The 25,741-nt window shown below is 31.4% G+C and carries 25 protein-coding genes; 11 read left to right on the top strand and 14 right to left on the bottom strand.

From position 1 onward, the window contains the following. The first annotated feature begins 10 nt into the window (after window positions 1–10). The gene (locus ACTTBE_RS03630; protein ID WP_440677166.1) at window positions 11–2,233 is read left to right on the top strand and encodes a 3-hydroxyacyl-CoA dehydrogenase NAD-binding domain-containing protein; all 2,223 of its coding nucleotides are present in this window, start codon (window positions 11–13) and stop codon (window positions 2,231–2,233) included. Here ACTTBE_RS03630 and ACTTBE_RS03625 read toward each other — a convergent pair. Both ACTTBE_RS03625 and ACTTBE_RS03620 read right to left on the bottom strand, forming a co-directional pair. Next, window positions 2,226–2,876: a peptidylprolyl isomerase gene (locus ACTTBE_RS03625; protein ID WP_440677165.1), complete on the bottom strand. Its 651-nt coding sequence runs from the start codon at window positions 2,874–2,876 to the stop codon at window positions 2,226–2,228. The two genes, ACTTBE_RS03630 and ACTTBE_RS03625, sit on opposite strands and share 8 nt — an antisense overlap. Further along, entirely contained in the window at window positions 2,873–3,601 is a 729-nt protein-coding gene (locus tag ACTTBE_RS03620; RefSeq protein WP_440677164.1) for a putative zinc-binding metallopeptidase, read from the bottom strand. Before ACTTBE_RS03620 ends, ACTTBE_RS03625 begins: the two co-directional genes overlap by 4 nt. A gap of 53 nt (window positions 3,602–3,654) precedes the next feature. On the opposite strand from ACTTBE_RS03620, the gene speB reads away from it, so the two are divergent. Continuing rightward, window positions 3,655–4,614, top strand: coding sequence for an agmatinase (gene speB / locus ACTTBE_RS03615; RefSeq protein WP_440618139.1), 960 nt, complete (start codon window positions 3,655–3,657; stop codon window positions 4,612–4,614). Window positions 4,615–4,634: 20 nt separating this feature from the next. After that, window positions 4,635–6,068 (top strand): aldehyde dehydrogenase family protein, encoded by a 1,434-nt coding sequence (locus tag ACTTBE_RS03610; RefSeq protein ID WP_440677163.1) that lies wholly within the window; start codon window positions 4,635–4,637, stop codon window positions 6,066–6,068. On the opposite strand, the gene argE is transcribed toward ACTTBE_RS03610, so the two are convergent. Beyond that, window positions 6,065–7,243, bottom strand: coding sequence for an acetylornithine deacetylase (gene argE, locus ACTTBE_RS03605; RefSeq protein ID WP_440676525.1), 1,179 nt, complete (start codon window positions 7,241–7,243; stop codon window positions 6,065–6,067). The genes ACTTBE_RS03610 and argE overlap by 4 nt on opposite strands. Window positions 7,244–7,270: 27 nt before the next feature. Between argE and ACTTBE_RS03600 the strand changes: the two genes are divergently transcribed. The 8 genes from ACTTBE_RS03600 to ACTTBE_RS03565 are packed head-to-tail and all read left to right on the top strand — an operon-like array spanning window position 7,271 to window position 14,723. Continuing rightward, complete coding sequence (locus ACTTBE_RS03600) at window positions 7,271–7,612, top strand: tRNA-binding protein (RefSeq protein WP_440677338.1); 342 nt, start codon at window positions 7,271–7,273, stop codon at window positions 7,610–7,612. A gap of 2 nt (window positions 7,613–7,614) precedes the next feature. Continuing rightward, entirely contained in the window at window positions 7,615–8,208 is a 594-nt protein-coding gene (locus ACTTBE_RS03595; protein WP_440614078.1) for a LysE family translocator, read from the top strand. Between the two features lie 3 nt (window positions 8,209–8,211). Continuing rightward, window positions 8,212–10,881, top strand: coding sequence for an aconitate hydratase AcnA (gene acnA, locus ACTTBE_RS03590; protein WP_440677162.1), 2,670 nt, complete (start codon window positions 8,212–8,214; stop codon window positions 10,879–10,881). A gap of 1 nt (window position 10,882) precedes the next feature. Next, window positions 10,883–11,527, top strand: coding sequence for a tetratricopeptide repeat protein (locus tag ACTTBE_RS03585; protein WP_440677161.1), 645 nt, complete (start codon window positions 10,883–10,885; stop codon window positions 11,525–11,527). Next, entirely contained in the window at window positions 11,520–12,818 is a 1,299-nt protein-coding gene (locus tag ACTTBE_RS03580; RefSeq protein WP_440677160.1) for a PQQ-binding-like beta-propeller repeat protein, read from the top strand. The genes ACTTBE_RS03585 and ACTTBE_RS03580 overlap by 8 nt, the downstream gene beginning before the upstream one ends. A gap of 2 nt (window positions 12,819–12,820) precedes the next feature. Beyond that, a complete protein-coding gene (locus tag ACTTBE_RS03575) occupies window positions 12,821–13,252 on the top strand; it encodes a hypothetical protein (RefSeq protein ID WP_440677159.1) in 432 nt (143 codons plus the stop codon). Then, on the top strand, window positions 13,252–14,307 hold the full coding sequence (gene zapE, locus ACTTBE_RS03570) for a cell division protein ZapE (RefSeq protein WP_440677158.1): 1,056 nt from the start codon (window positions 13,252–13,254) through the stop codon (window positions 14,305–14,307). The genes ACTTBE_RS03575 and zapE overlap by 1 nt, the downstream gene beginning before the upstream one ends. Continuing rightward, entirely contained in the window at window positions 14,304–14,723 is a 420-nt protein-coding gene (locus ACTTBE_RS03565; RefSeq protein WP_440618148.1) for a secondary thiamine-phosphate synthase enzyme YjbQ, read from the top strand. Before zapE ends, ACTTBE_RS03565 begins: the two co-directional genes overlap by 4 nt. A gap of 1 nt (window position 14,724) precedes the next feature. Here ACTTBE_RS03565 and ACTTBE_RS03560 read toward each other — a convergent pair whose 3' ends face one another. The 11 genes from ACTTBE_RS03560 to ACTTBE_RS03510 form a co-directional block, all read right to left on the bottom strand. Continuing rightward, complete coding sequence (locus tag ACTTBE_RS03560) at window positions 14,725–16,146, bottom strand: cryptochrome/photolyase family protein (RefSeq protein WP_440677157.1); 1,422 nt, start codon at window positions 16,144–16,146, stop codon at window positions 14,725–14,727. A gap of 5 nt (window positions 16,147–16,151) precedes the next feature. Continuing rightward, window positions 16,152–17,282, bottom strand: coding sequence for a diaminopropionate ammonia-lyase (locus ACTTBE_RS03555; RefSeq protein WP_440676518.1), 1,131 nt, complete (start codon window positions 17,280–17,282; stop codon window positions 16,152–16,154). A 3-nt stretch (window positions 17,283–17,285) separates the two neighbouring features. After that, window positions 17,286–18,611 (bottom strand): type III glutamate--ammonia ligase, encoded by a 1,326-nt coding sequence (gene glnT, locus ACTTBE_RS03550; RefSeq protein ID WP_440676517.1) that lies wholly within the window; start codon window positions 18,609–18,611, stop codon window positions 17,286–17,288. Window positions 18,612–18,628: 17 nt separating this feature from the next. Continuing rightward, window positions 18,629–18,778, bottom strand: coding sequence for a hypothetical protein (locus ACTTBE_RS03545; protein WP_262590388.1), 150 nt, complete (start codon window positions 18,776–18,778; stop codon window positions 18,629–18,631). A 59-nt stretch (window positions 18,779–18,837) separates the two neighbouring features. Beyond that, window positions 18,838–19,068, bottom strand: coding sequence for a hypothetical protein (locus ACTTBE_RS03540; RefSeq protein ID WP_440614087.1), 231 nt, complete (start codon window positions 19,066–19,068; stop codon window positions 18,838–18,840). A gap of 11 nt (window positions 19,069–19,079) precedes the next feature. Continuing rightward, a complete protein-coding gene (locus tag ACTTBE_RS03535) occupies window positions 19,080–20,480 on the bottom strand; it encodes an ammonium transporter (RefSeq protein ID WP_440618157.1) in 1,401 nt (466 codons plus the stop codon). Window positions 20,481–20,607: 127 nt separating this feature from the next. Further along, on the bottom strand, window positions 20,608–21,021 hold the full coding sequence (locus tag ACTTBE_RS03530; RefSeq protein WP_075506197.1) for a hypothetical protein: 414 nt from the start codon (window positions 21,019–21,021) through the stop codon (window positions 20,608–20,610). 9 nt (window positions 21,022–21,030) lie between these two features. Further along, complete coding sequence (locus tag ACTTBE_RS03525) at window positions 21,031–22,434, bottom strand: FMN-binding glutamate synthase family protein (protein WP_262590391.1); 1,404 nt, start codon at window positions 22,432–22,434, stop codon at window positions 21,031–21,033. Then, window positions 22,434–23,288 carry a GXGXG motif-containing protein gene (locus tag ACTTBE_RS03520; protein WP_262590392.1) on the bottom strand — a complete coding sequence of 285 codons (855 nt, stop codon included), beginning with the start codon at window positions 23,286–23,288 and terminating at the stop codon, window positions 22,434–22,436. The genes ACTTBE_RS03525 and ACTTBE_RS03520 overlap by 1 nt, the downstream gene beginning before the upstream one ends. Continuing rightward, entirely contained in the window at window positions 23,276–24,220 is a 945-nt protein-coding gene (locus tag ACTTBE_RS03515; protein ID WP_075506194.1) for a glutamine amidotransferase, read from the bottom strand. The genes ACTTBE_RS03520 and ACTTBE_RS03515 overlap by 13 nt, the downstream gene beginning before the upstream one ends. Window positions 24,221–24,250: 30 nt before the next feature. Beyond that, complete coding sequence (locus tag ACTTBE_RS03510) at window positions 24,251–25,720, bottom strand: glutamine synthetase family protein (RefSeq protein ID WP_440653866.1); 1,470 nt, start codon at window positions 25,718–25,720, stop codon at window positions 24,251–24,253. Between the last annotated feature and the right edge of the window lie 21 nt (window positions 25,721–25,741).

Below are 25,741 nucleotides of genomic sequence, written 5' to 3'. Positions count from 1 at the left end.
TTTATTATTTATGGAAATAAAAAAAGTAGTTGTTATTGGATCTGGTACGATGGGTAGTGGAATTGCAGCACACCTGTGTAATGCAAATGTACCAGTAACTCTTTTAGATTTAACAACAGAAATTTCAGAAAAAGCTAGAGACAGAATTCATAAATCAAGACCACCATTACTTTTAGACAAAACTAAAATTGAAAATATTAAAGTTGGTAACATTAATGATAATTTTGATGTAGTAAAAGAAGCTGATTGGGTTGTTGAGGCTGTTGTTGAAAGAATTGATATAAAGCACAATATTTATGAAAAAATATTTAAGAATAGAAAACAGGGAGCAATTGTTTCATCAAACACATCATCTATCCCAATTAAAGTTTTGTCAGAAAAATTAACTGAAGAAGAAAAAAAAGATTTTTGCATTACTCATTTCTTTAATCCAGTAAGATACATGGGATTGTTAGAAATTGTTAAGAATGAGAATAATGATTTAAATAAAATCAATTCTCTTAAAAAATTTTGTGAAATTGAATTAGGTAAAGGTGCTATCGTTTGTAATGATACACCTGGTTTCTTAGGAAATAGAATAGGTGTTTATGCAATGCAGGTAGCAATGACAGAAGCATTTAGAATGAAATTATCAATTGAAGAAGCTGATGCAGTGTTTGGAAGACCAATGGGTATACCTAAAACAGGAGTTTTTGGCTTATATGATCTAATTGGAATTGATTTGATGGCTGATGTTTTAAAAAGCTTTATTAAAGAACTTTCTGATAATGATGAATTTCAAATTGTTGCAAAAGAAATTCCACTTGTAAAAAAATTGATTGATACTGGTTACACTGGACGAAAAGGAAAAGGTGGTTTTTACAGAATGAATAAAAGTGGAAACCAAAAAGTATTAGAAGCTATCAATTTAGAAACAGGTGAATATACAACCTCAAAAAAAATAGATTTAGGAGTTGAAACAGTAGATATAAATAATTTAATTAATCGAAAAGATAAATATGGAGAATATGCTTGGGAAGTAGTTTCTAAAATAATTAAATACGCGTCTTCTTTAGTTCCAGGAATTACAGACAAATTCAACGATATAGATGAAGCAATGAGACTTGGTTTCAATTGGGCAACGGGTCCTTTTGAAATGTTAAAATCAATTGGAGTTAAAAACTTTTTTTCAAGGATAGATAATTTTGAAAATAATAAATTTTTAGAAAATTTATCTAAGTCAAAAGATGAAAACTTTTATGGAGAAAGACAATTATATACTGATATTGAAACACTAGGAAAAATTAGACCAACAGCAATAAAAGTAGATAAAAATAATTCCGCTGAAATTCATCGTTTTAAAGATTTTAATATTGTCGAATTTACTACAAAAGCTTGTGCATTAGATTACGACTCAATGGATGCATTAAAAAATGCAACTGACAAACCGCTTATTGTTATGAATGAAAGTATGCAATTTTCTGCAGGTGTGAATTTGAGTTATACGATGAATTTTGCAGACAAGAATGATTTCAAATCTATAGAAAAATTTATTAAATATTTTCAAGATACTTGCAAAACATTAAAATATTCTAAGTACCCAGTAGTTTCTGCACCTTCAGGTCTTACTTTAGGCGGTGGTTTTGAAGTTTTAGTTCAAAGTAACTTTGTTGCATCACACACAAATATTGTGGTTGGTCTTGTAGAAACAATTGTTGGATTAGTGCCAGCAGGAGGTGGATGTAAAGAAATGTTATGGAGATGGTCACAAACGGAAGAAGCAAAATCTGATCCTGATTATGCTCCTTTAAAAGTATTTGATATTATTGGATACGCAAAAACGGCAACTTCTCCTGTAGAAGCTGAGCCTTTAAAATACTTAAAACCTGAGGATAAAAAAATCATGAATAGAAACAGTCTTTTTGAAGAGGCGAAAAAACTTATTCATCAAAATAACGATTTTGTTCCTCCAGAAGAGTGTAAATTTAATTTATCTGGAAAACCTTTGAAAGAAAAGATGATTAAAGTTTTAGAGAAATTATATAATGATAAAATAATATTAGATCATGGAATGCATGTTGGAACTGAACTTGCAAATGTTTTAAGTGGTGGTGATACAAATTTAGATAAAACTTTATCAGAAGATGATCTATATAAATTAGAGTTAGATTCTTTTATGAGATTGATAGAAACCAAGCAAACTCAAGAAAGAATTAAACACACTCTTTCAACTGGAAAACCTTTAGTTAATTAGTCTCTAACATTCTAAAAGTGTTTACATAATCAGGTCTTAGTACATAGATTGCTTTATTACCTGTTTTAATTTTCTTAAGAATATCTAGACCAAACTTTACTTTTCCAAGTGGGGTGTATTCTCCTTGATAAATTGGGATATCTTTCAAGGTAATAAAAAATTCACTATCTTCAGAGTCAAATTCTGTTGATCTTGCAAAACCGACACTACCATCAGTAAATTCAAAATCGTCACTAAGTTCTGATTTCAATAATCCCAATCCTGATTTTCCACTTCCAATTTTTGAGTAATCTAAATATTTAATATTCCCAAATTCAATATCACCAGCTTGAACTAAAGTATTTTCAACAACTTTATAGAATGCTGAACCATCATACATTTTTTTTTCAATTAGCGTTTTAAATCTTTCGACAGCTTTTGGAGAAATGTCAGGATATAACTCAATAATAACGTTTCCACATTCTAAATTCATTACAGCGATATTATTTGGGTTCTTAAAGTTTAATTTTTTTAAATCATTGTTGTCTATAAATAGACATTTATTTTTTAATAAAAAAAAAGATGAAAAAGCAGAAACGGCTAAGACTATTAAAAAAATAAATAAAATTTTTTCTGATTTTGATGCCTTAATTGTTTTAATCATAAAATATTTTCATCTATTTTAGATATATTTAATTTAATAAAATTAACCTTTTTGTTTAATATAGGGTCGTTTTTTATTTTCTCTTCAATTAAATTTTTATTAACCATTAAAAAAGAAAAGATTTCAGCCATATCTTCTGATGGAATTGATTTGGAATATTCTGTTAAAAAACCATTGGTATTTTTATATAAATCTAAATTTAATCTATCTGAGCAAGTGGAGCATTCAGCGTATTTAAAATCAGAATTATTAAATAAAGAAAATTTTTTATCATTAAAATCATTCTCATAACTATTTTGAATCATGTGAAAAATTTCATGATGAATCATTCTTTCAAAATATTTTTCGTTAAAGTTTATATCTAATATTAAAGTTCTATTTTTGTTATCTGGTATTCCACCAGTATTGATGTTCGAAATAAATAAACCTTCACAAAATACAACATATTTTAAATCTATTTTTTTAAGAAATTTAGAATTATATCTTTTAATATTTCTTTCAATGATTGGAAATTTTGTATTAAGATTTTCTTGATTTGTCTTATTGCAGGCAATGTTGTCATCTACTCCTATTTTAAAATCTCCTTTTGCATTTAAATAACGGATATTGTTCTCATTTTTTAGTTTATAGATTTGTAAGTTCGGAATTTTGATTAGATTGTATATTTCATCAGCATTTACATGTGAAAACTGAAATATTAAGATGAATAAAATAATAATTTTCATTAATTTATTATAGACGAATTAGATTAGATAATATTATCTTAGATTATTAAAAAATGACAAAAGAAAGAAACAAAAACCCTATTCAACCGGTAAGTGGAACAAAAGTACCTCGATATGCTGGCCCAAGTACTTTTGCAAGATTACCAGAATTGAGAGATGTTGAGAGCTGCGATGTAGCGATTGTTGGTGTTCCGTTTGATGCTGGAACCAGTTATAGACCAGGGGCGAGATTTGGTCCTCAGAGTATAAGACAAGCATCTAGACATCTAAGAACAAATTATCATCCAAGTTATGATGTGGAGCCTTTTAAAATTCAACAAGTTGCTGATGCTGGCGATATTTCATGCAATCCATTTAGTATTGATGAAGCTATTAAACAAATAGAAGAGGGAGCAACTGATTTATTAAATAAAGTAGGTGGAATAATTAGCTTAGGTGGTGATCATACAATTGCAGTGCCACTGCTAAGAGCAATTAATAAAAAAAATAAAGGACCAGTTTCTTTAGTTCATTTTGATGCTCATTTAGATACTTGGGATACTTATTTCGGCGCTCCATATACACATGGAACTCCTTTTAGAAGAGCAAGAGAAGAAGGTTTATTTTTAGATGATGCTTCAATGCATGTTGGTATAAGGGGACCTCTTTATAGTAGAGATGATATTAAAAATGATGAAAGTTTTGGTTTTAAAATAATTCACTGTGATGAATTTCAAACTGAAGGAATAGATAAAATTGCAGAAAGGATTAGAAAAAGAGTAGGAGATAATCCACTTTATCTATCTATAGATATCGATGTTTTGGATCCAGCTTTTGCACCTGGTACAGGTACACCAGAAATTGCGGGAATGACTACACGAGAAATGGTAAATGTATTGAGGGGGTTGTCTGGATTAAATTTAGTTTCAGCTGATGTTGTAGAGGTTTCACCAGCATATGATCATGCTGAAGTTACGTCTCTTGCAGCTGCAACAATAGTTTACGAATTAACAAATTTATTTGCAAAATCATAAGGAAAGGATAATTTTAAATCATGTTAGACAAAAAAAATTTTTATATTAATGGAGCATGGGTTAAACCAAATAGTGCTGAAGAAATTAAAGTAATCGATCCAGCAACAGAAGAAAACTGTGCTGTAATTACTTTAGGAAATAAAGTAGATGTTGATTTAGCAGTTAGTGCAGCAAAAGATGCATACGAGTCTTGGGCTTTTTCTTCTAAAGAAGAAAGGATCACATTATTAGAAAAGCTCTATGAAAATTATAAAAAAAGATGGGCAGATATTGCAGAAGCTATAACTCTTGAAATGGGTGCTCCAAAAGATTTTGCTACAAAATTACAGGCAGGAACAGGAGCAAGTCATATTAAATCATTCATCAGATATTTAAAAAATTTCGAATTTGAAAAACCATTAGGTGAACACGCTCCAAATCAAAGATTAATTTATGAACCGAAAGGTGTTTGTGCATTAATAACACCATGGAACTGGCCAATGAACCAAGTTTGTTTAAAAGTAATGCCAGCAATTGCTGCAGGTTGCACTATGGTTTTAAAACCATCAGAATTGGCACCACTTTCCTCAATGATACTTGCTGAAATTATTGATGAAGTAAAATTTCCAAAAGGTGTGTTTAATTTGGTTAATGGTGATGGAGCAACAACAGGCGATGCCCTTACAAGCCATCCAGATATTAATATGATTTCTTTTACAGGTTCAACAAGAGCTGGAGCTTTGATTTCTCAAAATGCTGCTAAAGATTTTAAAAGAGTAAGCTTAGAGCTAGGTGGTAAAGGGGCAAATATAGTTTTTAAAGATGCTGATCCAGAAGCAATTGAAAGAGGCGCTTTAAGATGCTTTAGAAATTCTGGACAATCTTGTAATGCCCCAACAAGAATGTTGGTTGAAAAATCAATGTATGATGAAGCTATTGAGAGATTAAAAAAATATACTGAAAACTTTGAAGTTGGTGATCCTAAAAAAGAGGGAGAGCACATAGGTCCAGTTATTTCAGAAACTCAATATAATAAAATTCAAACTTTAATCCAAAAAGGTATTGATGAAGGAGCAAAATTAGTTGCTGGAGGAACAGGCAAACCTGATGGATTAGATAAAGGTTACTTTGTTAAACCAACTGTTTTTGCAGACGTAAATAACGATATGGATGTTGCAAGAACTGAAATTTTTGGACCTGTTCTATCTGTTATCCCATTTGAAACAGAAGAAGAGGCAATTAAAATTGCAAATGATACTTCTTATGGATTAACGAACTATATTCAAACTCAAGACTCTGAAAAAGTTCAAAGAGTTGCTAGAAAATTAAGATCTGGAATGGTGGATGTTAATGGAGCTGGTATTGCAGTTGATGCACCCTTTGGAGGTTTTAAACACTCTGGTATTGGTAGAGAAGCAGGTGAACACGGCTTAGAGGAATTTTTAGAAGTAAAAGCTGTGGGTGGTTGGAGTTAATTTACTGATTTATCTTTTACACCTTCTAAAAATTTAAGGCATTTTTTCATTTCATTTAATTCTATGAACTCATCAATTTTATGAGCTTGCTCTATAGATCCAGGTCCACAAACAACTGTACTAATACCTAGTTCTTGAAATAAACCAGCCTCTGTTCCAAAAGAAACCACTTCCCTTGAATTATCACCAGTTATATTTGATACAAATTCACATGCTTCAGATTCATCTAATCTGTTAAACCCAACCACTTCACCAATCGTTTCTTTTTTTATATAAGAATCTGGAAATACTTTTTTCATTTCTGGTAAAAGTACTTCATTTGCATATTTATCAATTTCATTTGTTACAAATTCCCCATCCTCTTTAACAACTGGCCTTGTTTCCCATTCAACACTACATTTGTCTGCAATAACATTATGAGCAATACCACCTTTAATGCCCCCAATTGATAAGGTTGAATGTGGAGGATCAAAGATACTATTTTCTTTAACTCGTTTTTTTAACTGTTCTCTTATTTCTAAAAGTTTTCCAACATACCTAGTAGCATATTCTGCAGCATTTACTCCTAAATGTGGCTTTGAACTATGTCCTGCTAGTCCTCCAAAGTGAACTGTGTATTCATTCATACCTTTGTGAGCATCTATTATTTTCATTGTAGTTGGTTCTCCAATTATACAAATTCCATTTTTGATATCTCTTTTTTTCAATTCCTCTATCAACAGAGGAGCACCAATACATGCAGTCTCTTCATCAAAAGTGTAACAGAAATGTAAGTCTCTATCCAAATTACTTTCTTTAAAGATTGGTGCATAAGCAAGTGTACATGCAATAAAACCTTTCATGTCACATGAGCCTCTTCCATAAAGTTTATCTTTTTTAATTGTTGCAACAAATGGATCGGTGCTCCAACCTTTAGAAACTGGAACCACATCAGTGTGTCCTGATAAAATGATTGGTTTTTTTGTGCTTTGATTTTTTGCTTTTAAAGTTCCAAATAGATTAACTCTTTTTTTATCGTCATCGTAAACTTTGAAAGTATCTATTCCGATGTTATTTAAAATGTTTTCACAATAATCAATCAAATTACTATTATCTTGGCCTGAGATAGTTTTAAATGCAATTAAGTCAGTTAAAATCTTGATTGATTTTTCATATAAATTGTTATCTATACTCATATACTTAAAACACTATATTATATTATGATTAAAGAGCAAATTACCTATGACACTTTTGACAAAGTAGATATTAGAGTTGGCACTGTTATTTCAGTTAAAAAAAATGAAAAGGCTAGAAAGCCATCTTTAGTAGTTGAAGTAGATTTTGGGAGTGAAATTGGCGTCAAACAATCATCAGCTCAAATTACTCATTATTATAATGAGGAGAATTTAAAAGGAAAGCAAGTCATTGCAGTTTGTAATTTTCCTGAGAAAAATATTGCTGGTGTAGTTTCACAAGTATTAGTTTTAGGAGCAATAGATGCTGAAGGGAAAGTTACTTTAGTACACCCGTCACAAAAAGCTGAGAATGGTTTAACAATTGCTTAGCAATGCATCCTGAAATTCTTTCGATAACTTTATTTGGAATTGTTGCTGCATTTACACCTGGTCCTAATAACTTTGTAGCTTTTTATTCTGGTTTTAACTTTGGTATAGTTAGAACACTTCCACATATAATCGGGGTTACCCTAGGTTTTCCATTTTTATTATTATGCTTAGCTTTAGGTTTGATAAATATATTTAAGCTTTATCCTTTAATTCAAGAAATATTAAAATATTTAGGAACGCTATTTTTGATTTATTTAGCTTATAAAATTTCTTTTTCAGGTCCATCAAATCAAGAAAATAAAAATAAAAATCCGATTAAATTTCATGAAACCTTTATCTTTCAATTTCTAAATCCAAAAGGTGTAATTGCATCTATAATTCTTGTATCTACTTACATAAACCCAGGAGAAACATTTGTAAGTTACACGACTCAAATTCTTGTTATGGCTTTACTGGTCTCGGTAACAAGTATAACTCTTTGGACATTTTTGGGTAAATTCTTTAGGAAATTTGCGACAAATCAGAAATTTATTAATTATTTTAATTATGCTATGTCACTGCTTCTTTTAACAAGCATAATAACTTTTTATTTATAAAATATGACACCAGGAAACAAAAATTCTTATAATTCTCTTAAAAAAATTAATATCAACAACAAAGAGTATAATTATTATTCATTAAGCGAAGCAGAAAAAAATGGGCTAGATGGAATTAATAAACTTCCAAAATCTCTAAAAGTTTTATTAGAAAATTTATTAAGATACGAAGATGATTTGAGTGTTACAAAATCTCAAATAGAAGCAATTAAAAATTGGCTGAAAACAAAAAAATCAAAAACTGAAATTGCATATAGACCTGCTAGAGTTTTGCTTCAAGATTACACAGGAATTCCTGCTGTTGCAGATTTAGCTGCAATGAGAGAGGCTGTTAAAGAAAAAAATAAAGATCCCAATACAATCAATCCATTATCAGCAGTTGATCTTGTAATTGATCATTCTGTTCAAGTTGATCAATCTGCAAAAGCAGATTCATTTGAAAAAAACGTAGATATTGAATTCAATAGAAATAGTGAGAGATATTCATTTTTAAAATGGGGACAACAAGCTTTTGATAATTTTAGAATTGTCCCTCCAGGAACAGGAATTTGTCATCAAGTAAATTTAGAATACTTATCTAAAGTAGTTTGGTCTGAAGAATTTAAAGGTGAGAAATATATATTTCCAGATACACTTGTTGGCACAGACAGCCATACAACGATGGTTAATGGACTTTCTGTTTTAGGCTGGGGAGTAGGAGGTATTGAAGCAGAAGCAGGAATGTTAGGCCAACCTATATCTATGTTGATACCAGAAGTGATTGGTTTTGAAGTTAAAAATAAAATGCCTGAAGGTACGACGGCAACAGATCTTGTTTTAACAGTGGTTAAAATGTTAAGAGACAAAGGTGTTGTTGGAAAATTTGTAGAATTTTATGGAGATGGATTAAAAAATCTAACTCTTGCAGATAGAGCAACTATTGCAAATATGGCTCCAGAATACGGTGCTACTTGTGGTTTTTTTCCAATAGATGATGAAACTTTAAAATATCTAAAATTTTCAGGAAGAGATCAGCACACTGTTGAAGTAGTTGAAAAATATGCAAAAGAACAAGGGTTATGGGCAAGTAATGATTTAGAATTTACTGATGTAATTTCATTAGACATGTCTACGGTTGTACCAACTATTTCTGGGCCAAAAAGACCTCAAGATAAAGTTTTGTTAACTGATGCACCAACTTCATTTAAAAAAGTTTTATCTGAAGCAACTAATAAAGATAAAAAATCAATATCAAAAGTTTCAAATACTGATTATGAAATTCAAGATGGTTCAATTTTAATTGCTGCTATAACTTCATGTACCAATACTTCAAATCCAAATGTTTTAATTGGAGCAGGTTTGCTTGCAAAAAAAGCTGTTGAGTATGGATTAGAAGTTAAACCATGGGTTAAAACATCATTAGCACCTGGATCTCAAGTAGTAACTGACTATTTAGAAAAAGCTGGTTTAAATACTTATTTAAATCAATTAGGTTTTAATTTAGTTGGATACGGATGCACTACTTGTATTGGAAACTCAGGACCATTACCTGAAAATATAGTAGAATCGATTCAAAAAGAAAATATTCACGCTGTTTCTGTACTATCAGGAAATAGAAATTTTGAAGGAAGAATTTCTCCACATATTAAAGCAAACTATTTAGCTTCTCCACCATTGGTGGTTGCTTACGCAATAGCTGGACATATGGAGTTTGATTTATACAAAGACCCTCTAGGAAAAAGTAAAGATGGGAAAGATATATTTTTGAAAGATATTTGGCCATCAAATCAAGAAATAGAGGATACTTTAAAACAATCTTTGAATGCTGATATGTTTATCCAAAGATACTCAAATGTTTCCGACGGTCCTACTCAATGGCAACAAATTAAAACTGAAAAAAGCAGTATTTATAAATGGGATGAAGGTTCAACTTATGTAAAAAAACCTCCATTCTTTGAAGGTTTGTCTGATGAGCCAGAAGGATTTAAAGAAATTAAAGATGCAAGACCGTTATTAATATTGGGTGATATGATAACAACAGATCACATTTCACCAGCTGGAAGCATACAAAAAGATAGTCCGACTGGAGAATATTTTATGGAACATCAAATTTTACCTAAAGATTATAATTCTTATGGCTCAAGAAGAGGGAATCATGAAGTTATGATGAGAGGAACTTTCGCAAATATTAGAATTAGAAATGAAATGGCACCAGGAACCGAAGGTGGATTTACAAAATTATATCCTGAAGAAAAAGTAATGCCCGTTTATGATGCAGTTGTTGAGTATAAAAAAAGAGGAACTGATTTAGTAGTAATAGGTGGTAAAGAATATGGAACTGGCTCTTCGAGAGATTGGGCTGCTAAAGGAACTAAACTTTTAGGAGTAAAAGCTGTTATTGCTGAAAGTTTTGAAAGAATTCATAGATCAAATTTAATTGGAATGGGAATTTTACCACTGCAATTTAAAGATGGAGAAAATAGAAAAAGCTTAAATTTAGTTGGCTCAGAACTAATAAGTGTAGTTGATATTGAAAAAGGCATAAATCCTTCTGATGAAGTTGTTATAGAGATCAAATATATCTCTGGAGAAATTAAAAAAGTGAAGACTTTATCTAGAATAGATACTAAAAATGAGCTTGAGTATTATAAAAATGGAGGAATTCTCCAATATGTGCTAAGGAACATGATTTGATATGGATGAAGATTTATCAATAATAAATGCAAATACTAGAAACGAAAAAATTAAGAACTTTTTTGTTAATAACAAAAAGGTTCTAATTTCTTCAGTTATTGTTTTAGTTTTGGTTGTAATAGGTGTTTACAGTTACGATAAATACACAACTGATAAAAAAAGACAGATATCTGACAATTTTAATGCAATTACTATTGATCATTCTGAAAGTGCTAAAGAGACAACTTTAAATAAATTATTGAAGATAATTAATCAAAAAGATCCAACTTATTCTCCACTCTCTCTTTATTTTATAATTGATAACAATCTCCTTTCTGATCAAAGCGAGGTTAATAAATTATTTGATGTCATAATCGATGAAACATCACTAGATAAAGAAATTAAAAATTTAGTTATCTATAAAAAAGCACTATTTAATGCAGATCAGGCAAATGAAGCTGATTTACTAAATATGCTAAATCCATTAATTAATTCAGAAAGTGTATGGAAATCACACGCATTATATTTAATGGCCGAATATTTTTATGCACAAGATCAAAAACAAAAAGCAAAAGAATTTTTTCAACAAATAACGACCTCAGAAAATCCAAATCCAGATATAAGAATAGAATCAGAGAAAAGATTAAACAGAGATTTGAGTGATTAGACTATTAGCATTATTTATTACATTTTTTCTTCTAAATAATTGTTCTTTCAATGAAAATTCAAGAATTTGGAAAGATAAGGAAAAAGATTTATCAGAAAAAGAAAATGTAAAAAAAATATTTGCAGAGGAAGAGGTAAAAGCTTCTGAATTTAATCAAGAAGTTAAACTTGATTTATCTGGATTAAGAACATCCAATAAAATAATAGATAATACCAATAACTATGGTGCCCAAAGTTATGAAGGCCAATTACAAAAAATAGGTAATTTTAAATTTTCAAAGTTAGATGAAATAAATAATCTTAATTACAAACCAATTTTCCTATCAGATGGATTAATTTTTTTTGATAAAAAAGGTACAATTATTAGATACGATAATAATAAAAAAGTGTTATGGAAAAAAAATCATTACACCAAGTCAGAAAAAAAATTAAGACCAAAGTTAAATTTTGCAATTAAAGAAAACAATATATTCGTTACAGACAGTATTGCCAAATATTATTTGATTAATCTTGAAACTGGTGAATTGAATTGGTCAAAAAATAATACCTATCCATTTAATTCAGATATCAAAAGTGACAAAAACAAAATTTTTGTAGTTGATTATAAAAATACTTTGAGATGCTATAAAATTGAAGACGGATCTGAATGTTGGAATTTGCAAACAGAAGATTCTTTTACTATATCAAATGCAAAATATTCATTAATTTTAATTGACGAAATGGTGGTGTTTAGTAACTCAATTGGAGATATCACAGCAGTTGATATTGAGACTGGATTAATCACTTGGCAGTTACCAACTCAAAGCAGCAGTATTATTAATGAAACTTATAATTTCAAAATATCAAAACTAGTATCAGATGGAAAATCTGTCTATTTTTCAAATAATAAAAATGAATTTTATTCTGTAGATGTTAAAACAGGAGTAGTTAATTGGATAAATGATTTAAATTCAAATATTACTCCAATAATTACTGGCAATTTGATTTTTACAGTTTCTAATGATGGATATTTGTATGTTGTTGAAAAAAATAAAGGCAACATTCTTAGAATTACAGATCTTTTTAATAACTATAAAATTAAAAAAAGAAAAGAAATTGAACCAGTTGGTTTTGTGATAGGTAATACTAATTTGTATTTAACAAATACTGACGGAAAAATAATAATTGCTGATTTAAGTGAAGGAAAAGTTTTAAACGTAGAAAAAATCTCTGGAGACATTGTTTCAGAACCATTTATATTTAATAATAATTTGTATGTAGTTAGAAACGGTTCTATCGTACAATACAATTAAATATGATCTTGAAACTTTTAGAAAAGATCGGAAGAAAAAAAGTAGTTCTAGATAGAGGACCATCACACCCAAAATTTGAAGAAGCGAAACCGTGGATGAATAGATATTATGTGATATTCAGAAATAGACCTAAATGGTTTCCATTTAATATATTAATTCATGAAATGTTAGATGATGATCATGGTGATGGGGTTCATAACCATTTATGCCCATATATTACAATAATTTTAAGAGGAGGGTACTGGGAAACAACAAAAAATGGAAGGTTTTGGAGAAATCCTGGATATATTGGTTTCAGATCTGCAAATGCTTTTCATAGAGTTGATTTAGAACCAGGCACTAAACCAATGACAATATTCATTCCAGGACCATTTGGTTTACGAAAAGGACCACGATCAGAATATGGTATCGATTTTAAAACTAAAAGAAGTTAATGGCCTTATCTTTAGAAAAAAAATTTATATCTCACTGTAAAAAACAAAATTTAGAAATTAATCCTAGTCAGATAGATTTAGTAAAAAAATTACAAGAATACTACGAGGGTAATTTCCAATCATTAATATCAAAAATTTTTCAAAGCCAATCTTCTAAAAAAGGATTTTATTTATATGGTGATGTTGGTGTAGGTAAAACAATGATTTTAGATTTCTTTTTTGATCAATTAGATCATAAGAAACTAAGGTCACATTTTAATGAGTTTATGTTGAGTTTTCATAATTTTGTTCACGAAAGAAAAGGTAGTAATCAAGAAAATATTATTAATGAATTTGTTAAAGATTTAAAATCAAAAGCATTGATAATTTACTTTGATGAGTTTCAAGTAACCAACATTGTTGATGCTATGATTTTAGGAAAATTATTTGATCAAATCTTCAAAGAAGATATAAAAATAATTGTAACTTCCAATACTAAAATCTCTGAGCTTTACAAAGATGGTCTTCAAAGAGATCAGTTCAAACCATTTATAAAAATAATGGAGGATCAATCTTTTCAATACGAACTTGTAATTGAAGATGACTATAGAAAATCTAATAATTCTCAAGATAGATACTTTTTTCCACTTGATGAAGAAACTAATTTTAAAATAAATAAATTTTTTAGAACTATTACTAAAGATAAAGTTAAAACTGAGAAAATAATTAATGTAAAAGGAAGAAATTTTAAAATAGAAAATTTTTATGAAGGGGTGGCTAGATTTGATTTTAAAACATTATGTGATCAGAATTTAGGTGCAGAAGATTATTTAGAAATTATTAAAAATTGTGTTTTTATAGTAATAGATCAAATACCACAGTTTAATAATTTTAATTCTAACCAACAGCAAAGATTTATAACTTTATTAGATATAATTTATGATAATAGTGTTCCAATTGCAGTAACAGCTAATCAAAGTTTGGATAAATTTACATCATCAAAACTATTAGAAAAACCATTTGAAAGAACAATCAGTAGATTATACGAATTAACATCTAAAGTGATGAATTTATGAAACAAGAATTTTTTAATCTTCAAATAAACACAAATGGTCAAAAGTTATATGAATTTACAGATCAAACTCTTAATTGGATAAATGAAAATAATTTTAAGAATGGAATTTTAAATTTAAGTATTCAGCATACAAGTGCGTCTTTAATTGTACAGGAGAATGCCGACCCAGATGTACAAACTGATTTGATTAAATATTTTGATAAGTTAGCACCAATGGATAATTCGCTTTATGTTCATACAACTGAGGGTAAAGATGATATGCCAGCTCATATAAAATCCGCATTAACGAATAATCAAATTTCTCTTAGTATTAAAAATAAAGAATTACTACTGGGAACTTGGCAAGGTCTCTATCTGTTTGAACATAGATTAGAGTCTCAAAAAAGATCTATAATTCATCATTTTTTGGGAGAATAAGTTATTTTTTCTTCAGAGATTGAAATGCATCCAATGCAGCAGCTCTTGCTTTTTCATGAATAACTATTGGTTGTGGATAGTCTTTACCTATAATTGTTTTAATCGCCTCTTGATATTTGATTTCCATTTCCCAAGGTTTGTGGATAAATTTTGCAGGAACTTTATTTAATTCAGGAACCCATTTTTTTACATAAATTCCTTCCTTATCAAATTTTTCACCCTGAAGAATAGGATTAAAAATTCTAAAGTATGGTGCAGCATCTGCTCCACAACCTGCCACCCATTGCCATTGTGCTACATTATTAGCTTTATTAAAATCAAGTAAGCAGTTTCTAAAATGCTTCTCTCCCTCTACCCAATTAATTCTCAAATGTTTTACTAAAAAGGATCCAACAACCATTCTAATTCTATTATGCATCCATCCAGTTTCGTATAACTCTCTCATACCGGCATCAACTATTGGATACCCTGTCATACCTTTTTTCCATGCTTTTAAAAACTTTTCATTTTTAGCCCACGGGAATTTGTCAAACTCTTTTCGAAAGTTGCCTTTCAAGAATTCAGGAAAGTAATTAATTAGACTATGAGAAAATTCTCTCCAACCAAGTTCGTTTATATATTTTCTATATCCTATTCCTTTTGATTTTAGCTCACTACACTTTTTCCAAATTGTATTCACATGAATTTGACCAAATTTTAAATATGGGGATAACCTAGAAGTACCATTTACAGAAGGGATATCTCTATTAGTCCCATAATCTTTAATTTTATTTTCTAATAAATCTTTTAGAATCTTTTGAGAATCATTTTCTGAAACTTTCCAATATTTATCAAATTTTTCATACCATTTTTTATTGGGTAAAATATTTTTGAGATCTAGAGAATTTTTAAAAAAATTGATGGCTTTAGTTTTCTTTTTTACAGTGTAATTTTTACTTGGAGGTTGATTTAGATAAATTTGTTCAGCAGTTCTCCAGAAAGGTGTAAATACTTTAAATGGTGTACCATCATTTTTGGTTACTTCTTGAAATTCATTTAAAATATTACCTTTAAAATATTTGTATTCTATTTCGTTTTTTATGAATAGATCTCTTATTTTTTTTCCTTTAGATATAACATCTGGTTCATAAATTTTATTCCAATAGATACATACATTATCTTTTTTTTTAAGCTTTGAAAAAATATCTAACTCATCACCTTTTAAAATTTCTAGATTGATTTTAAATTTTGAAAGTTCTGTTTTTATTGACTCTAATGATTTAAATAACCACCATTTCTGAGCTTCTCTTTTGTTGTCAAATTCATTATTGTTATAAATATATAACGCAATCACGTTATCATGATTATTAGTTGCAAAGGAAAGAGCTGGATTATTATCAATTCTAAAATCTTCTCTAATCCAAAATATTCCAGTGCTTTTCATTATAATTATTTTTGATTTACTAATTTTTGATACATTTCTTGATCGGTATCACCCTCACAACCAAAAATTAATACATTAGAATTTTCATTAAGATCAATTTTTGTCTTAATTGTTTCATCTTCACAGCTTGCAATTAAACTAATTACACCTGGTGCAGCATTTTCACCTGCAATTATACTCTCTTCACTAAAGCTTGCATTTCCAAGTAATTTCATAGTTTTAGCGATATCATCATCCGGTAAACTTATACAGTGTTTAACTGAGTTTTTTAAGATTTCCCATGGCACAAGTGACACTTCTCCACACGACATCCCGCCCATTAAACTTTCTCGTTTAATATCAATTTTTTCTATTTTTCCAGTTTTAATACTTTCCATTACGCAAGCTGCACTATCTGGTTCTACGACAATTATCTTAGGAATATTATCTAGGTATCTCGCTATCCCAGCTACCATTGCACCAGCCATACCACCGACTCCAGCTTGTAGAATAATATGAGAAATTTTTTCATCACTAATTTGTTCAGCTATTTCTTTCATCATTACTGAATAACCAGCCATTGTATATTTAGGAACCAGCATATAATCTTTCCAAGCAACATCCTGAACAATTTGCCAATTATTTTCTGTAGATTGTTTTATGCATTCAATCAAAGAATTTTCGTAGTTACCTTTTACTTTTATAACTTCTGCACCAAGTGCTTCCATAGCTTTGCCTCTTGCATCACTTACAAATTCACTTATAAAAATTTTACATTTTAAACCTAATCTTTTTGCACCCCAAGCAACAGATCTACCATGGTTTCCAGCTGTAGCGGTCGCTACAACTATTTCTTTATTTCCTTTAGTAACTTTTTCAACTGCATAAGCTCCTCCTAGGGCTTTGAAGGATTTTAAATTAAATCTTTTATTTTCATCTTTATAAAAAATATTTTTTAAATTTAATTCTTTAGATAATTTGTTTAATTTAATTAGTGGTGTAGGGGAGTATCCTTCCCATTTTGAAATAGAGTTGTAAGCATCATCTATATCTGTTGAGGTTAATGAGCTAAATATTTGATCTTTATCAAATGAATATTTTTTATTATCTACAAATTCAGTTAATTTCCATTGATGACCGTTAGATAAAATACTCATAAACTAACAATCTAATGTATTATCTTTTTCCCACTTAGTGACTGCTTTGGTTTTATCAAAACTTTCTTTTGATTTAAATTCTTTAATTTCTGTATCTCTTAATTTTATATAACTTGAAATAACATCTGATCCAAAAGCTTCATTCATTCTTTTATTATCTTTTAATTGAGAAAGTGATTGATCTAACTCATCTGGTAATTTTGGTAAGTCAGGATATTTTGCAAAGTCTTCGTACATATTGCAATGCAAAGGATTGCCAGGATCGATTTTATTTTTGATACCATCTAAGCCAGCAGCCAAAATACTAGCTTGTAATAAATATGGATTAGCAGATCCATCCATTAATCTTAATTCAAACCTTCCTGGATCAGGAATTCTAATCATATGTGTTCGGTTGTTTCCAGTGTAAGAAATACTACTTGGTGACCATGATGCTCCAGATTTTGTAGGTGGTGCATTAATTCTTCGGTAGCTATTAATTGTTGGATTAAAAAATGCTGACAACGATGATGCGTTTTTAATTACCCCACCTAAGAAATTATATGCAATTTTACTCAATCCAAGTTTATCAGACTTATCTAGAAACTTATTTTTCTTACTTTGCCAAACTGATACATGAGCATGACATCCATTACCTGTTAAATTATTAAATGGTTTAGGCATGAATGTTGCTCTTAATCCATGTTTTTCAGCAATTGTTTTTACCATGTATTTAAAAAAGGTATGTCTGTCTGCAGTTTCTAAGCAGTCAGAGTAATCCCAATTCATTTCAAACTGTCCGTTTGCGTCTTCATGGTCATTTTGATAGGGACCCCATCCCATTTCAATCATGCAGTCACAAATTTCTTTAATTAAATCATATCTTCTCATCAATGCAGATTGATCATAACAAGGTTTTGATTGAGTATCTCTTGGATCTGCAATTGATTCTCCATCAGGTGATATTAAAAAATATTCACATTCAACACCTGACTTCATCGTTAAATTTTGTTTCTTAAGTTTTTTAATTTGATTTTTTAACATTACTCTTGGCGAGGCTTCCACCGGTTTACCGTTCATCCATAAATCAGATGCTAACCATCCAACTTCTTTGTTCCAAGGCAATTGAATTAAGCTATCAGGATCAGGGATCCCAAACATATCAGAATCTGCTGGTGTCATATCTAGCCATGCTGCAAATCCAGCAAAACCAGCACCCGCAGTTTGCATTTCTTTGATTGCATGAGCTGGAACAAGTTTTGATCTTAAAACTCCAAAAAGATCGACAAAACTGATTAAAAAATATTTAATTTTTTTTTGTTTTGCAATTTTAAATAAGTCTTTAGCCATTACTTAGCTTAACATAATTATTTAAAAAAAGATAAGATAGTTTCTTTATAATAAATTAGATTGACAACTATAATAATTATTATTGCTAAAATTACACCGTATTTAGCCTTTGGAAATGCAACTCCTCTCATTTTTGAGGGTCTTAATTCTTCATTTTCATCTGTCATAAAAATTTAAATTAAAAAGGGCGCTATTAATTAAAACAGCGCCCAAATTTTTAGTTTAATTACCAATCGGTAATATTGCTTTTATGATCATTAGCACCATGTCTTTTCTTTGCTAATCTTGAAAGTTCATCACTTTCAGATTTCGCAGTTAAGACGTGCCAACCAATCCATAAAATTATAGCAATGATTACCAGTATACCTTCACTAGATCCAGCACCAGGGTAAACAGCGCCAACTACTTCCTCAGCCGGCTTGTTAAGGTGATCTATCCAGTTTGTTACTGTAGCCATATATTTCTCCTTTACCTGGTTGCAGATGAAACTGCTTTTTCATCTTCTTTAGCAGCTTCCATCATTTCATAATCTAGTCCAGCTATTTCTACCTCTCGAGGGATTCTTAATTTACCCATACCGTGAAGTACTTTAGCTATGACATAGCCTGGTATTAGTCCAAGAACAACAAACATAATTATTGCTCCGATGAACTGTCCTACAGGATTGATTGTTGCATAAGTAGTTCCATCCCACATAGCACCCACACTATAACCAGATGAAGGGTAGCCCCATAAAACAAAACCACAAATTACAAGACCAACAAATCCTGCATAACCGTGAACTGCTACTGCACCAACTGCATCATCGATTTTGAACTTTCGTTCAACCCAGTAATGTAGTTTGTATGCAATCACAACACCGATCATACCGATGATCATTGATTGAATTGGATGATATAAGTCATTTCCAGCTGAAGCACAGATAACACCTGCTAGTCCACTAGAGTATGTCCAGAAAGGATCACCTTTAGCAATCCAATATCCGGCCAATAATCCTCCTGATAACGACATCAAGAAGTTAAAGGTAATACCACTAAGTGTAGTAGGAGTTACGTAAATGTTTGTAGCTGTCCAATAAGATATACCTTCCATTCCATATTCTGGACCTAAGTCGAAAATTGGAATGTTGCATGCAGCATAAAATCCCCAGAAACCAGTATAAATTAAAAATAATCCAACTGTTACTAACCAAGGATTTCTAGGCCCTATGTTTCTAGGTTCACCACTTGATGAGAATTTTCCAATTCTTGGACCTAAAACCACAAGAACACCTAAAGCAAATCCACCTGCAATTGCGTGAATTACTCCTGATGCATATGCATCATGATACCCTAAAAGTTTTAACATCCATCCATCAAAGTGCCATCCCCAAGCAGCATCAATTGTCCAAAATACAGATCCAATTGCAATTGCTAAAATACCAAATGCAAATGTTGTAATTCTTTCAATGATTGCTCCTGAAACGATAGAAGCAGCTGTCCAAGAGAAAAGCAGGAATGCAGCCCAGAAGACACCAGAAATGTGATCTCCTAGATTGATCGCCATAAGTTCACTTGTAGCTGTATACCAAGTAGCACTAAACGCAGACTCATCTGTGATTAGAGCAGTACTTTCATTCATTATTGAAGGTGCCAATCCAGGTCCTGTTGGAAAAGCCCAGTAAATCCACCAACCAAATAAAAACCAAGTTACTGTTACCAAAGGTATCAGCATTGTGTTTTTCATAAGAGTATGTTGATGGTGTTTGTATCGAGAAGCTCCAACTTCATACATACAGAATCCAACGTGAATTAAAAACATCAGCACCACTGTTACCCAGTAGTAGAACTCTGTAAATATGGTAGTAAGAGCAGCTAACTGATCAGTCATATTCTCTCCCCATATTTGTTATTCTAAACCCTATAAAATTATTAGCTTAGTTACAAATATAAAGAGAGACTAAAAACCTAGTGTGGTCACTAGGTTTTTAGAATTGAAATCAACTATTGATTGTTATTTAAAATTTTAGATATGCCTTTTTCAAATCAACAAGAGGATGTTTTGGAGACATTTGAAACTTAACCAGAAGCTCTCTTGCAATCATGTCTCTGTCTTGTTGATTGTTAGGAAGTTTAATTGATTTTGGAATTGTTACCCATCCATTTGCATTTCTACAAAACACTGCAGGTCTTCCTTCTTCGTAACCCATGTGAACATCTTCCAACCAATTTAAATCATCCCATCCCATTGCCTCAATATATTTTTTTAAGAATGGAGTTATTTTTTTATAATCAGGCAACAGGTTAACGTCGTATCTATAACCAATCGACTGGCCTATCATTTTTTCTCTAGCAGTTTGTTTTTTTACTCCAAACTTAACTTTTGAAACTTTAGCTTTCGATTTAGTTTTTTTAGTTTTCTTTTTAGCCATCGTTACCCCTTATATTTTGTGATAGTTATCAACACCAACAGTGTAGTTTGTACCTGCAAGTGGAACTTTCGCTAATGCAGAAGCTTCAGAAGTTAAAGCTGCTAAATCTTCTGGTTCTAACGAATGAATATTCGTCTTACCACAAGCTCTAGCTAATAATTGAGCTTCCAAAGTCATTGAGTGTAGATAGTTATATACTCTCAACGCTGCATCATCAGGATTTAATCTTGCTCTTAATTTTGGATCCTGAGTAGCAACACCAACTGGACATCTTCCAGTATGGCAGTGATAACACTCCCCAGCTTTTACACCCATTTCTTTTTCGAAATCAGCTTCTGGAATATCTTTGTTGCAGTTAAGTGCAATCATTGATCCGGTACCTATAGCAATTGCATCAGCTCCAAGAGCTAAAGCTTTAGCCATATCAGCACCATCTCTTACACCACCTGCGTAGATTAACGTTACTTTTCCAGTTTTACCCACATCATCAATTGCTCTTCTTGCTTCTCTAATAGCAGCAATTCCTGGAATTCCAGTATTTGCAGCAGCAATGTGTGGTCCTGCTCCAGTAGATCCTTCCATACCATCTAAATAAATAGAGTCCGGATCACATTTTGCAGCCATACGCACATCATCATAAACTTTAGATGCACCAAGTTTTAACTGAATTGGAACTTTATTTTTCGTTAATTGTCTTAACTCTTCAACTTTTAGAGCTAAATCATCTGGACCTAACCAGTCAGGGTGTCTTGCAGGTGATCTTTGGTCAATACCAGATGGCAGCGATCTCATTTCTGCAACTTGGTCGGTTACCTTTTGACCCATTAAGTGTCCACCCATACCAACTTTTTGTCCTTGTCCAATAAATACTTCAATTCCATCAGCCAATTGAGCGTGATGAGGATTAAAACCATATCTTGATTGAATACATTGGTAATACCATTTCTCTGAATATCTTCTCTCATCTGGTATCATTCCACCTTCACCTGAACAAGTAGCGCTTCCTGCCATAGTAGCTCCTCTTGCTAAAGCAGTTTTTGCTTCATAGGAAAGTGCACCAAAACTCATCCCTGTAATGTAAACAGGTATATCTAATTCAATTGGGTTTTCACATCTTGGACCAATTACTGTTTTAGTTTCACATTTTTCTCTGTAACCTTCGATTACAAATCTTGTAAGCGTTCCAGGCAAAAATACTAAATCATCGAATGTTGGAATTTTTTTCATTAATGCCATTCCACGCATTCTGTATCTTCCTAATTGAGATTTGATGTGAATGTCGTCTATTACTTCAGGAGTAAAAATAGCATTGTGTCCTAGTAGACTTTTATTTCTTTTACCTTCTTCATGAACATGAACGTCAGCTTTTCCACCAACGCCTTTACCATTCTTTTTACTTTTTTTCTTAGGCATTAAATTGCTCCCTTCTTCTCTGTAGGTTCTAAATTATCGTAATTCCAAAGTTTTTTACCAGCTACAATTTTTTTCATTTTACTAACGTCAAAATTTTCACCAATTTCAGCAACTTTTAATTTTCTCTTTAGCCAATCTTGGTCGCTTGCTGTTAATTCAGCATCTACAGCATCACTACCATAAGATCCAATTTCTCCTCCTACGAATATTGTCCCATCGTACATTGAGTCGCCCAGGTTAATTCCTACATCTCCAAGAATTATTATTCTTCCTCTTTGCATCATAAAACCAGTAAAAGCACCAGCATCACCACCAATAATGATAGTTCCACCTTTCATATCAATACCAGTTCTAGCACCAACGCTACCTTTGCAGATTAAATCTCCACCTCTGATTGCTGCACCAAAACAAGATCCAGCGTTTTTCTCAATTACAACTTTACCAGCCATCAAGTTTTCTGCACAAGACCAACCAACTCTTCCATTGATTCTAACAATTGGTCCATCACACGAACCAATTCCAAAATAACCTAAACTTCCTTCAAAAATTAAATTTAATTTATTAAGGATACCCACACCCAAACTATGTTTTCCTTGAGGGTTTTTGATTACAATTGTTCCGTAACCTTGGCTCATTAAATTATCAATTTCTTTATTAGCCTCCGCAGCAGTCATATCTTTAACGTCAAGATCAGTTCTTTTGTTAAAGTCTACATCATAAGTTCCAAAGTAATAAAAATTCTCTGCCTCATCTGGGTTAAAGAATTTTTGTTGAGTTCTCCCTGTTAGAACTTCGGTATGCATACCCATTGATTGGGCTTTAGATTTTTTTGATACTGTTTTTAGATTTGCCATACTTTAACCTCCCCATCAAATGGATCATATGTGTCTATTTCTTGTGGTAACACTGATCTAATAGCTATCTCCTCTGATCCCATTGCAACTAAATCATCTGATTCATATAAAACTAAAGGTTTTGCAGCCATAGTGTCTTTAGCCATTCCTAAAGAGTCTTTTGTAGCAACAAAATAAGTAAATACACCATCTAAACCAGTTAAACTCTCTTTCATGCCTTCTTCTAAAGTTGCACCATCTCTCATTTTTTCTGCAAGATAAACTGCGATTAATTCTGAGTCACACTCAGACATAAATCTCATTCCTTTATTTTCCAACACTCTTCTGTTGTTCCAATAGTTCGTTAATTGACCATTGTGAACTACAGAAACGTCACTAAAAGGATAGCCCCAGAAAGGGTGGGCAGATTTGATATCAACACCAGACTCAGTCGCCATTCTAGCATGACCTATTGCATGAGTTCCAACAACTTTATCTAGACTATATCTATCACAAACCATTTTTGCGTTACCTAAATCTTTAATAACTTCTAATGATTTACCCATAGATAAAATTTCTACACCTGGAATACTTTCTATTCTTTGAGAAAAATCTAACAAATCTTTTGTGTTGTAATCAATCTCATATCTTAAAGAGTAGGGAAGTGTTCTTTCTTCTTTAACAACTTTTGCTCCCATCTCAGCTAGAGTTTGATCTACAACTTTTTTTCTTTCATCATATACAGAAACATCTTCCATAACAGACGAACTTCCTTCTCCAACGTTCTCACCAACTTTAAAACGCATGATGAAATTTTTGCCATCTGTATCTCCATACAAAGCATATCCAGTTGAGTCTTCACCTCTATGTTTTAACGCTTGAAGCATACCTTGTAATTCGCTTCCAACATTTGAGGATTTTCCTCTATGAATTAATCCTGCTATCCCACACATATTTTTATACCCTTTCTATTATTTTATGACCTACGGTAAGCAATCAAGATAAGTATCCAGATCCCATTGAGTTGTAGCACCCAAGAATCTTTCCCACTCATCGTTTTTGTACCAATGGAAAACTTTATACATTTCATCTGGCATTGCAGATTTAATTACTTCATCCTCTGCAAGTCTAGCCAAAGCTTCACCAAGACTTAATGGAAGTTTTTTAACATCTTTACCAGCCTTTTGAGCTTCGTAAATATTTCTAGACTCAGGAGCAGCTGGTTTTAATTTTTTACTAATTCCATGATCACATGCTTTTAGTAACGCTGCACCTAATAAGTATGGATTATGCATAGAGTCTACTGATCGGTATTCAAATCTACCTGGTGCAGAAACCCTTAATCCACATGTTCTATTTTGGTATCCCCAGTCAGCATAAACTGGCGCCCAGAAACCTTGATCCCATAATCTTCTATAAGAGTTAACCGTAGAAGATCCTAATGCTGTTAGTGCTGGCAAGTGTTCCATGATACCTGCAATTGATTGCAAACCAATTTTACCTGGTAACTGCATGTCTTTAGTATCAGGCATAAAAGTATTAGTTCCACCTTCAACGTAACTAAACACTTCTTCAACACCTGGAAGATTTTTGTTTCCAAGTTTGTTTACTTTAACTTTTCCACCTTTCCACAAAGACATATTTGTATGACATCCACTTGCAGAAACTCCCATAAAAGGTTTAGTCATAAAGCAAGCTATTAAATTATGTTCCCTTGCAACTTGAGCACAAATTTGTCTGTATGTTGATAATCTATCTGCATTTCTTAAGACGTTATCATAAGTCCAATTTAATTCTAATTGACCTGGTGCATCTTCGTGGTCCCCTTGAATCATATCAAGTCCCATTGCTTTTGCGTATTCAATTACCTTCATAAATACTGGTCTTAACGATTCAAATTGATCAATGTGATAACAGAATGGCTTAGAAAAACCTTTACCTGTTGGGGTTCCATCTTCATTTTTTGTTAACCACATCATTTCAGGCTCAGTACCAACTCTTAATTCTAGACCATGTTTTTTCTTAAATTCATCCATGAAAATTCTTAGATTTCCTCTGCAGTCTGAAGTTAAGTGACCACCTGGATTTTCTCTTTCTTCTCTGTTTCTAAAACATGTTACAAAAACTCTTCCAACTCTTTTATCCCAAGGTAATTGCACAAAAGTTTCTGGATCAGGTATTCCAACAAGCTCCATAGCCTCTGGACCATAACCAATGTAGTTATTATGACGATCTAAAAATAAGTTTGCTGTTGCTCCGTAAACTAATTGAAATCCTTTTTCTGCTGTTCTTTCCCAGTGATCTGCAGGTATACCTTTACCTACGACTCTTCCTGTTACAGAAATAAATTGATAATAAATATAAGTTATTCCAAGTTCGTTAATTTTTTCTCGAACTTTTTTTACTAGTTTAGCTCTACCTGGCTGGTTAACATGTTTTTCTAGATCCGTCATTTTCACCCCTCAATGAATTAT

This window comes from Candidatus Pelagibacter sp. HIMB1587, assembly GCF_052047775.1.
Lineage (GTDB): Bacteria > Pseudomonadota > Alphaproteobacteria > Pelagibacterales > Pelagibacteraceae > Pelagibacter.
This window is presented reverse-complemented; position numbering and strand designations above follow the sequence as displayed.